Below are 12,702 nucleotides of genomic sequence, written 5' to 3'. Positions count from 1 at the left end.
CACCGCGCCGAGCGCCGCGGCGAGCCCGGTCGCCCCGGCCGCGGTGGCCCCCGAGCAGGTGCACGTCCAGGTGTTCAACGCGGCCGGGGTGCCCGGTCTGGGGGCCCGGGTCGACGGTGACCTGCGGCGGGCGGGCTTCGCCACCACCGGCGCGCCGTCGAACGCCCCGGCGGGGACGGCGCCCGGCCGGACGGTGGTCCGCTACGACCCGCGCTGGACCGAGTCCGCCCGGACGCTCGCCGCCGCGCTCCCGGGCGCCGAGTCGACCGCCGTCCCCGGCCTCGGGCCAACCCTCCAGGTGTACGCGGGCGGGGACTACCCGGCCGCCCCGGGCGCGAGCCCGGCCGCGGCCACCGTCGCACCGCTGCCGCCGCCCCCGGCGCCCGCCGCGACCCCGTCGGCCGCCGTGGCGGCCGAGAAGGCGTCCGACATCGTCTGCCCGTAGGCCCGCAGGCCCGGGTCTCGTGCTGCCGGGCCCTGGGCCGCGGCGCCGGGAACGCCGGCAGGGGCCGGGTGCTGTGACGCACCCGGCCCCTGCCCTCCCCCGATCCCCCGATCCGGGGGTCAGTCCGTCGCGATGGCCGCGAGGACGTTCATTCGACCGGCCCGGAAGGCCGGTACGAGAGCCGCGACCAGGCCGATGACCACCGAGGCGACCAGCGTGACCACGATCGTGCCGGTCGGGACGGCCAGCGTCTCCAGCCCCTGGTCCTTGAGGACCCGCTGACCGGTGATGCCCCAGGCCAGGCCGAGACCGGTCCCGAGGATCGCGCCGAACAGGGCGATCACCACCGACTCCAGCCGGATCATCCGGCGCAGCTGACGCCGGGAGAGCCCGATCGCCCGCAGCAGGCCGATCTCCCGGGTCCGCTCCACCACCGAGAGCGCCAGGGTGTTGACGACGCCGAGCACCGCGACCACGATCGCGAGGCCGAGCATGCCGTAGATGATGTAGAGCAGGGAGTTGACCTGCTCCTGGACGAGGTCCTTGTAGCCGGCTTGGTCCCGCACGGTGACCTGCGGGTACTCCTTGAAGGAGGACTCCAGCGCGGTCAGCGTCCCGGCGACGTCCGAACCGGGCCGGGCCTTGCCGAAGACGACCGCGTCATTGCCCTGGTCGGCGACCGGGACGGCCTTGCCGAGGGTGTCCAGCCCGATGAAGTAGTTGCCGTCGAAGAGCGAGTTGCCCTTGGTCAGGATCACGCCGACCGGCAGGGTCTGGGTGCGGCCCTTGCCGTAGTCGATGCCGATCCGGTCGCCGACCTTGAGACCGTGGTCCGCGGCGTAGGTCTCCCCGACCACGATCGCGCCCTGGCCGAGCGCGTCCGCGCTGCCGGACTTGACCGGGAGCTTGAAGTCGGCGGTGAAGCTCGGCGAGACCGCCGACACGCCCTCCTTGGCCGTCTTGCCGTCCGGGGTGGTGAAGAGCGCCGGTACGAACTGCTGACGGGTGATGTGCTCGATGCCCGGCGTGTTCTCGGCCGCCTTCACCATCTCGGGGGTGAGACCGGTGCGGCCGGCGGAGATGATGTAGTCCGCGCCGACCGACGTGTCGATCTGCTCGTTGGTGGACTTGATCACCGAGGAGGTGAAGACCGAGGCGCCGATGACGAGCGCGAGGCCGATCATCAGGGCGCCGGCGGTGGCGCCCGTCCGACGCGGGTTGCGCATCGCGTTGCGCTGGGCGAGCTTGCCGGACGGGCCGAACAGGGCCGGCAGCAGCGCGCCGAGCACCCGGACCACGCTGGTGGCCAGCAGCGGACCGAGGACGACGAAGCCGATCAGGGTGAGCAGCACGCCCAGACCCAGGTACTGCCCGCCGGTGGCCGCCTTGTCGGCCTTGGCGGCCAGGACGAGCAGGCCGCCGCCGCCGGCGGTCAGCACCAGGCCGATCACCGTGCGCACGAGGTTGGAGCGGCCCTCGGCCGGAGTGCCGTGGTCGCGCAGGGCCGCCATCGGGGCGATCCGGGCGGCCCGGCGGGCCGGGAACCAGGCCGCGACCAGCGTGACCACGATGCCGAGGGCGTAACCGGCGATCGGCACGTCCGCGGTGATCTGGAGGTCCGCGGCGCTGAGGTTCATGCCGATGGCCTTCATCAGCTGGATCAGACCGGCCGCCAGGCCCAGGCCGGCGCCGAGGCCGATGGTCGAGCCGAGCACCGCGAGGATCAGCGCCTCGATCAGCACCGAGCGGTTCACCTGCTTGCGGCTGCCGCCGATGGCGCGCAGCAGCCCGATCTCCCGGGTGCGCTGGGCGACCAGCATGGAGAAGGTGTTGATGATCAGGAAGCCGCCGACCAGGGCGGAGATCAGCGCGAAGCCGAGCATCGCGTTCTTCATGAAGCCGAGGAAGGAGCCGACGTCCTTGTTGTTCTCCGCCTTCTGCTCCGCCGCGGTCTTCACCTGGTAGCCGCCGCCGAGCGCGCCGAGGGCGTCCGCCTTCAGCTGCTCGTCGGTGCGGGTGCCGTCGCCGAAGGCCTCGACCGAGGTGTACGCGGTGGTGCCGAGCAGCACCTGCTGGGCGGTCACGGTGTCCAGGAAGGCGAGCGCCGCGCCCGGGTTGGTGGTCTTGAAGGTCGCGATGCCGGCGATGGTGAAGTCGTGCTTGCCGCTGCCGGCGATCACCCGCAGCTTGCCGCCGAGGCCGAGGCCGGCCTTCTTCGCGGTGTCCGCGTCCAGCACGACCTGGTCGGCGCCCTGCGGGGTGTGCCCCGAGGTGATCTCCACCGAATTGCGCGGCGTCTCCGTCCAGTTGCCCGTCAGGGTGGGCGCGCCGCTGGTCGGGCCGATCGCCTTGTTGGTGGCCGGGTCGACCAGGACGGCGTCCTGGGTGAACACCTGCCCGACCGCGGTCCGCACCCCCGGGGTGGCGGCGATCCGCTGCACGGTGTCGACCGGGAGGGTCGCCACCTTGCCGCCGGGGGCGTCGTCGTCGCCGTCGATCCCGGCCTTGGCGGGCTGGACGGAGATGTCCGAGGCGGTCGAGGCGAAGAGCCGGTCGAAGGTGCTGGTGGCGGTGTTGGAGAACACCAGCGTGCCGGACACGAACGCGACCGAGAGGACGATCGCGAGCAGCGAGAGCACCATCCGCCCCTTGTGGGCGAGGAAGGTTCTCAGTGAGGTCTTGAGCAGCATGTCCCGGTCCCCGCTCAGCTCGTGCGCTTGCCGTCGAAACGGCGCATGCGTTCGAGGACGGAGTCGGCGGTGGGGGCGTGCATCTCGTCGACGATGACGCCGTCCGCGAGGAAGAGCACGCGGTCCGCGTAGCCGGCGGCCACCGGGTCGTGGGTGACCATGACGATGGTCTGGCCCAGTTCGTCCACCGAGCGCCGCAGGAAGGTCAGCACCTCGGCGCCGGCCCGGGAGTCGAGGTTCCCGGTGGGCTCGTCGCCGAAGATGATCTCGGGGCGGGCGGCCAGGGCCCGGGCGACCGCGACGCGCTGCTGCTGGCCGCCGGAGAGCTGCGCCGGGCGGTGCTTGAGGCGGCCGGCCAGGCCGACGGTCTCGACGACCTGGTCCAGCCAGGCGGTGTCCGGCTTGCGGCCGGCGATGTCCATCGGGAGCGTGATGTTCTCCAGCGCGTTCAGCGTGGGGAGGAGGTTGAACGCCTGGAAGATGAAGCCGATCTTGTCCCGGCGCAACCTGGTGAGCTGCTTGTCCTTCAGGCCGGTGATCTCGGTGTCGCCGATCCAGATCCGGCCGTCGGTGACGGTGTCCAGGCCGGCCAGGCAGTGCATCAGGGTCGACTTGCCGGAGCCCGAGGGGCCCATGATCGCGGTGAAGCGGCCGCGCTGGATGTCGACGTCGACCGCGTTCAGTGCGGTGACCCTGGTCTCGGCCGTGCCGTAGGCCTTGGTCACCTGACGGGCCGAGGCGGCCACGGCGGCGCCGCCGCCGGGAAGCTGGGGGTTGTACACGGCTGCTGCTGCCGTCGTCACTGGATTCTCCTCAGAAGTGGGCCCACCCGTTGACTCCAGCCTCGTCGCTCCCACCTGCCCGCGAAATGGTGCAGGAGAGAGTTCTTGACCGGTAGTCAGCCCCACCCACCCGGTGTGTCCAGGACCCTCCGGTTCACCGGAACCTCGGTCCTGATCCGCACGAGCGGGGATGTGATCCACGTTAGGAGCGGCGAGCGAACCGCTCGTCATCCGCCGGTATGAAGCGGCCCAACCGTAGTTGTACGGGGCGCGGCGCCCCTCCCCCTAGGGGTCGCCGCCACCCTTCTCGGGGTCGGCCCGTACGGGACCGTGCCGCAGACCCCGTCAGCCGGCGAAGGCCGGAGTGGCGAGCCGCTCCAGCGCCGTCGCGAAGGCCTCCACCACGGGCGTGAGCAGCACGTCCGTCTCGCGCTCGATCACGGTCGCGCCGTCCTCCCGGACGGTGATGTGACGGTCGAGCACGAACCAGCCCTGGGTGATGTGGCCGGCGCCCATCGAGCTGAGCACCGGACGCAGCGCGTAGTCGACGGCCAGCACGTGCGCGGTGGAGCCGCCGGTGGCCAGCGGCAGGACGGCCTTGCCGGTCAGCGCGTACTGCGGCAGCACGTCGAGCAGGGTCTTCAGCAGACCCGAGTAGGCCGCCTTGTAGACCGGCGTGCCGATCACCACGCCGTCCGCCTGGGCGAAGAGCTCCAGCGCGGCGACTATCTCGGGATGGGAGAAGTCCGCCGAGAGCAGGGCGTGCGCGGGCAGACTGCGCACCTCGAACGGGACGACCCGGTGACCTCGGGCTTCGAGCTGCGCGTCGACGTGGCGCAGCAGGCGGGTGGTGCGGGAGGTCGCGGACGGCGAGCCGGAAACGGACAGGACGGTGGCCATGGGTTCACCTCGGGGCAGGAAGCGGGGACGGCGCTACGACAGCGGAGAGCACGCCGCGCGGGCGGCGGGAAACGCTGGAGAGGGGTGTGCGGGGAGGAGAGGGTTCGACGGGCGCGCGTCAGCCACGACAGAGCGAACAGGACACACGCTGAAGGTCGACGTGCCGCCGACGCGTGAGGGTCCATCGCTGATCCATGGCAGTCATGCAAACACGCGCTGTTCGAACCGGTCAAGGATCGTTCCGGCTGGTGAACACAGGGTGAGACGGATGGTGAGACGGGCAGCGGGCGGACGGGGGCGGCGGCGGCAGCCGGCGCGGCGCCGTCCGCCACCCTCCGTGGGGCGGCCGTGAGCCCGCCGTGAGCCCGCAGCGCACCCGCGCGGGAATGTGCGGCGGAACGATCCGGCGCGTGCATCAAAACTGCTACAAGGGCCCCGGCGGAGGCCCCGGGGGGAGTCACCGCAGCCAGCGTCGGGCATTCTCTCCCACATGAACACGTGGCAGGAGGGCCGCCCGGGCGGCGGTGGCAACGGCGGCGGCGCGTACGGGCGCGGCGGTGGCAACGCGGCCGAGCCGCCGCTGCCGGGTGGGCTGAACCCCCGCGGCCCGGGGGCCCCGGCGCCGCGACAGCCGCAGGAGTACGGCCAGGCGCAGCCGCCGGCCCAGGCACCCGGCTACGGGTCCGCGCAGGGCTACGGGCAGCCGCAGTCGTACGGACAGCCCCCGGCGTACGGGCAGCCGGGCGGCCGTCCCGGCGTGCCCGCGCAGGGCCAGGGGGCGCCCGGCGGCCCCGGCGCGCCCGGCGGGCCGATAACCCCGGGCGGCACCCAGCCGCCCGCCGCCCGGCCCTCGCGCTGGCCGCGGCGCCGGATCGTCAAGTGGTCGGTGTTCGGCGTCCTGATCGCCGTCATGGTCACCGCCGTCTCGACCTGGTTCTGGGCCGACTCCAAGCTGAACCACGAGAACGTGCTCGCCGACTACCCCGGCCGCCCCGCCGCCGGGAAGGGCACCAACTGGCTGATCGTCGGCTCCGACAGCCGCAACGGGCTCTCCGACTCCCAGGAGGAGGACCTGCACACCGGCCACGCCGGCGGCAAGCGCAGCGACTCGATGATGATCCTGCACATCGGGGACGGCGGGAACACCCTGATGAGCATCCCGCGCGACTCCTGGGTGCCGATCCCCGAGCACACCGGCGACAACGGGAAGCCGGTCAAGGCGACCACCTCGAAGATCAATTCGGCCTTCGCGTCGGGCGGCGGCAAGCTGCTCGCGCAGACCGTCGAGCTCAACACCGGCCTGCGCATCGACCACTACGCCGAGATCGGCTTCGCCGGCTTCGTGGGCATCGTGGACTCGGTCGGCGGTGTCGACATGTGCATCGACCAGGACGTCAAGGACAAGGACTCCGGCCTCGACCTGAAGGCCGGCTGCCAGAGCCTGACCGGCACCCAGGCCCTCGCCTTCGTGCGCCAGCGCCACCAGATGGCCGACCAGGACCTCGGCCGGATGCGCAACCAGCAGAAGTTCCTCGGCGCGCTGGCCAAGCAGGCCGCCTCCCCCGCCACCGTGCTGAACCCGTTCACCTTCTACCCGCTGGTGGACTCCGGCCTCGGCACCCTGATCGTCGACGACGACGCCGGCCTGACCGACCTCGGCTCGCTCTTCCTCGCCATGAAGGACGTCAACGGCGGCGACGGCAAGAGCATCACCGTCCCGATCGCCAACCCGGACTTCCGGACCAGCACCGGCGAGTCGGCGGTCAAGTGGGACAGCGCCAAGGCCAAGCAGGTCTTCGACGCGTTCAAGAACGACACCGCCGTACCGGACGTGAAGTGACACCGCCGGCCTCCGTGAGGCGCTGCGACGGGCCGGCCACCATGCGTGGACGTCTCTCGTCACCGCGCTGATCCACCGGCGCCGTCACCGCCTCCTGGGCCGCCCGGTCCAGGAGGCGCTCGCGTTCTGCGGGCTGGAGGTGCCGGCCGCCGCCGGGATCGGGCCCGGGCCGACGGACTCTTACCGCGGCTTCGGCACCGTGCCGCATGCGGTCCGGCCGGGCCGCACCGCCTAGGTATCCTCCGGCCGCGGTCGGGCGGCGGGCGCCGGGGGCACCGGCAGGCGGTCGAGGGTGATGCCGAAGTGCTCGCGGTAGGCGGCCAGGGCGCCGGCCTCGTCGAGGTCCTCCTCGGTGCGCACGCCGTCCGGGCCGGTACGGATCAGCCGGACGCCGCCGAGGGTGATCCGGCCGCCGTCCCGGGTGAGCCGCGAGCAGGTCGACGAGCGGGTGAAGTGGGAGTCCGGCGAGGTGGTCTGCCACCAGCAGGTCGGCACGAAGTCGGCCAGCCGGTGGGGGCGCAGGCCGAGCCGGTACTCCGGCCGGCCGTCCAGCAGCACGTCGAGCTCGTCGTCGGCGTGCGGGACCAGGGTGAACTCGCCGCCGGGTTCGCGCTGCGGGCCGCGCTCGTCCAGGCGCAGCGGGAAGTGGCTGAACCGGCCGAAGCCGACGTCGGCCAGCCAGGGCTCGGCCAGGTCGACCCGCAGGGCGAGGTGGTCGAACGGCGGGCCGGGGCGGTCCCCGTCGAAGGCCCGGGCGCCGAGCAGGTCCACCCGGTAGCCGAGCGCCCGCAGCAGCTCGGCGAACAGGCCGTTGAGTTCGTAGCAGAAGCCGCCGCGGCGCCGGGTGACGAGCTTGGCGAACAGCGCGCCGGGGTCGAGGACGACGGGCTCCCCGAGCCCGATGCCCAGGTTCTCGAAGGGCACGGTGCCCAGGTGCGCGCGGTGCAGCTCGGCGAGGGCGGCGGGCGAGGGCCGGCCGGGGCGCGGCAGGCCGATCCGCGCCAGGTAGGCGTCCACCTGGGTGTCGGTGAGGCCGTCGACGGCCGGGGGGTGATCCACGGTGTCCATTCCAGCGGGCCGGCGGGAGCCGGGCCATCGGTCGTTGGACGGAGGGCTCAGGTCGCGCGGCCGGTCGTACCGGGCCGGGACGTGCGAGGAGCAGGAAGTCGGCCGGGCCGACTTCCTGCTCCTGGGCTCGTCAGGGGGTCGGACCTCAGGCCACGATGCCCGAGTCGGCGATGGTGATCTTCGCCGAGGTACGGCCGCTCTGCGAACCGTAGGACTCGATCTTCGTCACGAGGTCGAGGTTCTCGACGACCTCGCCGAAGACGACGTGCTTGCCGTCCAGCCAGTCGGTCACGATGGTGGTGATGAAGAACTGCGAGCCGTTGGTGTTGCGGCCCGCGTTGGCCATCGAGAGCTGGCCCGGCTTGGTGTGCTTGAGGGTGAAGTTCTCGTCCGCGAACTTCTCGCCGTAGATGCTCTTGCCGCCGGTGCCGTCACCGCGGGTGAAGTCACCGCCCTGCAGCATGAAGCCCGGGATGACGCGGTGGAACGAGGAGCCCTTGAAGCCGAAGCCGTGCTCGCCCGTCGCCAGCTCGCGGAAGTTCTTGGCGGTCTTCGGGACGATGTCGTCGAAGAGCTTGAAGACGATGCGCCCGGCCGGCTCGTCGTTGATGGTGATGTCGAAGTAAACGTTGGAACCCATGCAGGGATCATGGCATGCCGCCCCCCGGTACGCGCGACGGCCCCGTAAATCGTCCGGTCGCCGGGCGTGCCGCGGCTCCGGACCGGCCTCGACAGGGGCCGGCGGCGGGTGGCAGGGCGACCGGGGTGGCCCGGTGGCGGTGGCGGTCCCCGGCGGCCCGGTCGCGCGGGGAGTCCGGCCAGGTCCCGGGCCCGCACCCCGCCGGACGGTCCCCTAGCATCGCCCTCAGGTCAACCGACAAGGGGGGAACGGGACATGAGCGTGACGACGGAGACGGGGCGGATCGGCGTCTATCTGGCGCACCCGCGACCGGGCAGCTTCAACCACGCCCTGTTCGACGCCGTGGTGGACGAACTGCGCGGACGCGGCCACGAGGTGCTCGCGCACGATCTCTGCGCGGAGGGGTTCGAACCCGCGCTGGCCGCCGGGGAGACCGGGACGGTCGACGCCGCGGCGGAGCCGGCCGATCCGCGACTGGCTCTGCACCGGGCGGAGGTGGCCACCCTGGACGCGCTCGTCCTGATCCACCCCAACTGGTGGGGCATGCCGCCGGCCGTCCTGACCGGGTGGGTGCAGCGGGTGCTCGTGCCCGGCGTGGCGTACAAGCTCGGCACGGCGGACGGCGAGCCGGCCGGGCTGCTCCGCGCCGGGCGGGCCCTGGTGCTGAACACCTCCGACACCCCGGAGGAGCGCGAGCGGGCCGAGTTCGGCGATCCGCTGGAGCGGATCTGGGCCGCCTGCGTGCTGCCCTACGTCGGCGTGACGGACGTGCGGCGGACCGTCTTCCGCACGGTGACGGACTCGGCCGACGCCGTCCGCGCGCAGTGGCTGCGCCAGGCGCGGCAGGAGGCGGCGGCGCTGATCGGCTGAGGCGGGTCGGAGCCCCGACACGGGCCGGAGTGGACGGCGGTGGTCGCCGCGACCGACCGGGCCGCCGTACCGGGGTGGCGACGCGGCCGTCCGTGCTAGAACCGGCGGCGGCAGCGGGCGCGCACGCGCCCGGCGCCACCGTGCGATCCCATGTCACCGACCGCCTACCCGGGAGACCCATGTCCGCCGCACGCACCGCCCGCACCGGCCCGATCCGCCTGCTCCTGGCCGCCTTCGCGGCCCTGGCGCTCCTGCTCACCGGGGCCGCCACCGCGACCACCGCCGTCGCGGCCACCACCGGACTCGACGGGGCCTGGGCGTGCGACGTCCCGGCCGGGTACGTCTACGACCAGGTGGCCATGAACCGGACGTGCAGCTCCGGCAGCTGGAACGCACCGCAGTTCCACCTGCGGACGCCCGTCGACGGACTGACCGCCTGCAAGAGCTCGCCCGGGTTCGTCTACGACGCCATCACCTGGGGCAGCGCCTGCAGCCAGCAGCCCGGCGTGACCTCCAACGCGTACCACCTGCGGACGCCGGTGGACGGCCTCACCGCCTGTATGGGCACGCCGGCGTTCACCTACGACCGGATCACCTACACGAGCGCGTGCAGCCTCCAGCCCGGCGTCCAGGCCACCACCTTCCACCTCCGCAAGCCGGTCAACGGCCTCTGGGCGTGCACCGTCCCGTCCGGGTTCACGTACAGCCAGAGCACCCAGAACACCGACTGCAGCTACACCCAGGGCGTCCCGTCCACCAAGTACCTGCTGCTGGGCTGAGGCCCCGGACACCGCCGGAGCAGGAAGTCGGCCGGGCCGACTTCCTGCTCCGCACTCTTCGGGGGGCGCCGCGGACGGCCCTCAGGCGCCCGGGGGCTCGGCGCCGGAGAGGTCGAGCTCCGCCACCTCCTGGTCGCCGCTGAGCTCGCCGGTGGGGCGGAACCCGAGGCGCCGGTAGAACGCGGCCGGGCCGTGGTCGCCGGGCACGTACGTGACCGTCACCCGGTCACCGCCGCGGCGGCGGATCTCGGCGCAGACCTGCTCGACCGCGAAGCGGCCGTAGCCCCGGCCCTGCTCGTCGGCGGCGATGTTGAGGCGCCAGAGGCCGGAGCGGAGCCGGTCGCCGGGCCGGTCGGGGTGGAAGGCGATGTCGAAGAACGCCATCACGAACCCGACCGCGCGGTCGCCGTCGAAGAGCACCCGGGGCCAGGCGGTGTCGCCGTGCGCGTACGCCTCGGCCAGGGACTTGGCGACCGGCGAGACCAGCTGCTCCTGGTCCGGGCGCACCTTCAGTTCGAGCGCGGCGTCGATGGTGGCGGGGGTGACCTTCTCCAGTCGGAGGGTCGGCGATGACGTAGACATGGCGGCCACCCTAGGTCGGGCCCGGCGAACCGTCTCCCGGGTTTCGCCGGGCCCGCCCCGGATCGCCCGGAGCCGGGCCTCCCGGGCCCCCGCCGGACCTCACGGCGCCGGGGTGAAGACCAGCGTCGCGTTGTGGCCCCCGAACCCGAAGGAGTTGGTGAGCGCGGCGGTCAGCGCGCCCCGGCGCGGGGCACCGGTGACCACGTCCAGCTTCACGGCCGGGTCGACGGTGTCGAGGTTCCGGGTGGCCGGGACCACGCCGTCGCGCAGGGCGAGGACGGCGGCGAGGGCGCCGATCGCCCCGGCCGCGCCGAACAGGTGGCCGGTCATCGACTTGGTCGCCGTGACGACCGGGTGGAGCCCGATCGCCTCGGCCACCGACTCGGCCTCGACCAGATCGCCCAGCGGGGTCGAGGTGGCGTGGGCGTGCACGTGCGCGATGTCGGCCGGCGCCAGGCCCGCCTCGGCCACCGCCCGGCGCATCGCCCGGACCTGGCCCTCGGCCGCGGCCGCGGTGATGTGGAACGCGTCCGAGGTGACCGCCGCGCCGGCGAGCGTGGCGTGCGCCCGGGCCGACCGGGCCGCGGCGAACCCGGCGCGCTCCAGGACGACCACCACCGACCCCTCACCGATCACGAAGCCGTCCCGGCCCGCGTCGAACGGACGGGAGGCCAGTTCGGGCTCGTCGTTGCGGGTGGAGTGGGCCTTGGCCTGGGCGAACCCGGCCAGCGTGAGCGGGCAGATGCAGGCCTCGGCGCCACCCGCGACCACCACGTCCGCCCGGCCGAGCCGGATGAGGTCCAGGCCCATCGCGATCGCCTCGGCGCCGGACGCGCAGGCGCTCACCGGTGTGTGCGCGCCGGCCCGCGCGCCCAGTTCGATGCTGACCCAGGCCGCCGGGCCGTTCGCCATCAGCATCGGCACCGTGTGCGGGGAGACCTTGCGGACCCCGGAGGCCTCCAGCACGTCGTCCTGCCCGAGCATGGTGAGCGCGCCGCCGGTGCCGGTGCCGATCACCACGGCCAGCCGCTCCGGATCCACCTCGGGCGTGCCCGCGTCGGCCCAGGCCTGCCGGGCGGCGATCAGCGCCACCTGCTCGCAGCGGTCCATCCGCCGGGCCTGCACCCGGTCCAGCACCTCGGACGGCTCGACCGCCAGCCGCCCGGCTATCCGCACCGGCAGCCCGGCCGCCCACCCGTCCTCGATCGCCCGGATACCCGACCGCCCGGCCAGCATCCCGGCCCAGGTCGAGGCGACGTCCCCGCCGAGCGGCGTCGTCGCGCCGAGCCCGGTGACCACCACGCGGTCGTCGTCAGCACTCATCGACCGAACCCCCTGCTTGTTGTGGAGATTGTGAGAGAGCCACAACTCCCCGCGCCGGTGAGCACGGGGAGTCGCGGACTCATCTACCACTGTGCCAGGGCATTGATGGACATTCAGATGCGCAACGCAACCGATTCGACCATGAGCTCTTTGTAGGGTTTATCCATGATCTCAGGTCATGAGCTCAGGGGTCACCAGCTCAGGGGTCACCACCGCGGGGCGCACGAGCTCGGGGGCCATGCGCCCAGGTCGCCGACTCCGGTCACGGCAGGTTGCGGGCCATCACGATCCGCTGGACCTGGTTGGTGCCCTCGTAGATCTGTGTGATCTTCGCGTCCCGCATCATCCGCTCCACCGGGTAGTCCCGCGTGTACCCGTACCCACCCAGCAACTGCACCGCGTCCGTCGTGATCTCCATCGCCGCGTCCGACGCGAAGCACTTCGCCGACGCCCCGAAGAACGTCAGATCCGCGTCCCCCCGCTGCGACTTCGCCGCCGCCGCGTACGTCAACTGCCGCGCCGCCTCCAGCTTCATCGCCATGTCCGCCAACATGAACTGCACACCCTGGAAATCACCGATCGGCTTACCGAACTGCCGACGCTCCCGCACATACCCCTTCGCGTAGTCCAACGCCCCCTGCGCGATCCCCACCGCCTGCGCCGCGATCGTCACCCGCGTGTGGTCCAGCGTCCGCATCGCCGTCGCGAACCCCGACCCCTCCGCACCGATCATCCGATCCGCCGGAATCCGCACATCGTCGAAGTACACCTCACGCGTCGGCG

General features: G+C 72.9%; 13 protein-coding genes. 4 read left to right on the top strand and 9 right to left on the bottom strand.

The window, feature by feature from the left end; all coding sequences use genetic code 11:
* Positions 1–445, top strand: a 445-nt coding sequence (locus ACFWA9_RS34785) for a LytR C-terminal domain-containing protein (protein WP_380392769.1), incomplete at its 5' end; no start/stop codon positions are given.
* A gap of 119 nt (positions 446–564) precedes the next feature.
* Here the strand turns inward: ACFWA9_RS34785 and ACFWA9_RS34780 are convergent.
* The 4 genes from ACFWA9_RS34780 to ACFWA9_RS34765 all read right to left on the bottom strand — a co-directional run bounded on the left by ACFWA9_RS34780 (position 565) and on the right by ACFWA9_RS34765 (position 5,013).
* Entirely contained in the window at positions 565–3,135 is a 2,571-nt protein-coding gene (locus tag ACFWA9_RS34780; protein WP_380392766.1) for an ABC transporter permease, read from the bottom strand.
* Between the two features lie 14 nt (positions 3,136–3,149).
* Positions 3,150–3,938 carry an ABC transporter ATP-binding protein gene (locus ACFWA9_RS34775; protein ID WP_380392764.1) on the bottom strand — a complete coding sequence of 263 codons (789 nt, stop codon included), beginning with the start codon at positions 3,936–3,938 and terminating at the stop codon, positions 3,150–3,152.
* Positions 3,939–4,262: 324 nt separating this feature from the next.
* A complete protein-coding gene (gene ssuE / locus ACFWA9_RS34770; protein WP_380392762.1) occupies positions 4,263–4,817 on the bottom strand; it encodes an NADPH-dependent FMN reductase in 555 nt (184 codons plus the stop codon).
* Positions 4,818–4,935: 118 nt separating this feature from the next.
* Positions 4,936–5,013 carry a putative leader peptide gene (locus tag ACFWA9_RS34765; RefSeq protein ID WP_359810240.1) on the bottom strand — a complete coding sequence of 26 codons (78 nt, stop codon included), beginning with the start codon at positions 5,011–5,013 and terminating at the stop codon, positions 4,936–4,938.
* 294 nt (positions 5,014–5,307) lie between these two features.
* Here ACFWA9_RS34765 and ACFWA9_RS34760 point away from each other — a divergent pair, with 294 nt between their 5' ends.
* Positions 5,308–6,657, top strand: a complete 1,350-nt coding sequence (locus ACFWA9_RS34760) for an LCP family protein (RefSeq protein ID WP_380392759.1) — start codon at positions 5,308–5,310, stop codon at positions 6,655–6,657.
* Positions 6,658–6,888: 231 nt separating this feature from the next.
* On the opposite strand, the gene ACFWA9_RS34755 is transcribed toward ACFWA9_RS34760, so the two are convergent.
* Both ACFWA9_RS34755 and ACFWA9_RS34750 read right to left on the bottom strand, forming a co-directional pair.
* Positions 6,889–7,725, bottom strand: a complete 837-nt coding sequence (locus ACFWA9_RS34755; RefSeq protein ID WP_380392757.1) for an arylamine N-acetyltransferase — start codon at positions 7,723–7,725, stop codon at positions 6,889–6,891.
* Positions 7,726–7,870: 145 nt separating this feature from the next.
* Positions 7,871–8,365: a peptidylprolyl isomerase gene (locus tag ACFWA9_RS34750; protein ID WP_329487941.1), complete on the bottom strand. Its 495-nt coding sequence runs from the start codon at positions 8,363–8,365 to the stop codon at positions 7,871–7,873.
* A gap of 255 nt (positions 8,366–8,620) precedes the next feature.
* On the opposite strand from ACFWA9_RS34750, the gene ACFWA9_RS34745 reads away from it, so the two are divergent.
* A complete protein-coding gene (locus ACFWA9_RS34745; protein ID WP_329487942.1) occupies positions 8,621–9,235 on the top strand; it encodes an NAD(P)H-dependent oxidoreductase in 615 nt (204 codons plus the stop codon).
* 179 nt (positions 9,236–9,414) lie between these two features.
* Positions 9,415–10,014, top strand: a complete 600-nt coding sequence (locus ACFWA9_RS34740; protein WP_380392753.1) for a hypothetical protein — start codon at positions 9,415–9,417, stop codon at positions 10,012–10,014.
* Between the two features lie 81 nt (positions 10,015–10,095).
* Here ACFWA9_RS34740 and ACFWA9_RS34735 read toward each other — a convergent pair whose 3' ends face one another.
* The 3 genes from ACFWA9_RS34735 to ACFWA9_RS34725 form a co-directional block, all read right to left on the bottom strand.
* Entirely contained in the window at positions 10,096–10,596 is a 501-nt protein-coding gene (locus ACFWA9_RS34735; protein WP_352297711.1) for a GNAT family N-acetyltransferase, read from the bottom strand.
* Between the two features lie 99 nt (positions 10,597–10,695).
* Positions 10,696–11,919, bottom strand: a complete 1,224-nt coding sequence (locus ACFWA9_RS34730) for a beta-ketoacyl-[acyl-carrier-protein] synthase family protein (RefSeq protein ID WP_380392751.1) — start codon at positions 11,917–11,919, stop codon at positions 10,696–10,698.
* Positions 11,920–12,181: 262 nt separating this feature from the next.
* Positions 12,182–12,702, bottom strand: a 521-nt coding sequence (locus ACFWA9_RS34725; RefSeq protein ID WP_380392749.1) for an acyl-CoA dehydrogenase family protein, incomplete at its 5' end; no start/stop codon positions are given.

Source organism: Kitasatospora sp. NPDC059973, from assembly GCF_042737525.1.
Lineage (GTDB): Bacteria > Actinomycetota > Actinomycetes > Streptomycetales > Streptomycetaceae > Kitasatospora.
Note: the sequence above shows the minus strand (reverse complement) of the source record. Positions and strands in the feature narration are given on the sequence as shown.

Bases quoted from the DNA above. Each gene is read 5' to 3' on its own strand.
- ACFWA9_RS34780 (WP_380392766.1), bottom strand. From the start codon at position 3,135: ATGCTGCTCAAGACCTCACTGAGAACCTTCCTCGCCCACAAGGGGCGG.
- ssuE (WP_380392762.1), bottom strand. From the start codon at position 4,817: ATGGCCACCGTCCTGTCCGTTTCCGGCTCGCCGTCCGCGACCTCCCGC.
- ACFWA9_RS34765 (WP_359810240.1), bottom strand. From the start codon at position 5,013: ATGGATCAGCGATGGACCCTCACGCGTCGGCGGCACGTCGACCTTCAG.
- ACFWA9_RS34760 (WP_380392759.1), top strand. From the start codon at position 5,308: ATGAACACGTGGCAGGAGGGCCGCCCGGGCGGCGGTGGCAACGGCGGC.
- ACFWA9_RS34755 (WP_380392757.1), bottom strand. From the start codon at position 7,725: ATGGACACCGTGGATCACCCCCCGGCCGTCGACGGCCTCACCGACACC.
- ACFWA9_RS34750 (WP_329487941.1), bottom strand. From the start codon at position 8,365: ATGGGTTCCAACGTTTACTTCGACATCACCATCAACGACGAGCCGGCC.
- ACFWA9_RS34745 (WP_329487942.1), top strand. From the start codon at position 8,621: ATGAGCGTGACGACGGAGACGGGGCGGATCGGCGTCTATCTGGCGCAC.
- ACFWA9_RS34740 (WP_380392753.1), top strand. From the start codon at position 9,415: ATGTCCGCCGCACGCACCGCCCGCACCGGCCCGATCCGCCTGCTCCTG.
- ACFWA9_RS34735 (WP_352297711.1), bottom strand. From the start codon at position 10,596: ATGTCTACGTCATCGCCGACCCTCCGACTGGAGAAGGTCACCCCCGCC.
- ACFWA9_RS34730 (WP_380392751.1), bottom strand. From the start codon at position 11,919: ATGAGTGCTGACGACGACCGCGTGGTGGTCACCGGGCTCGGCGCGACG.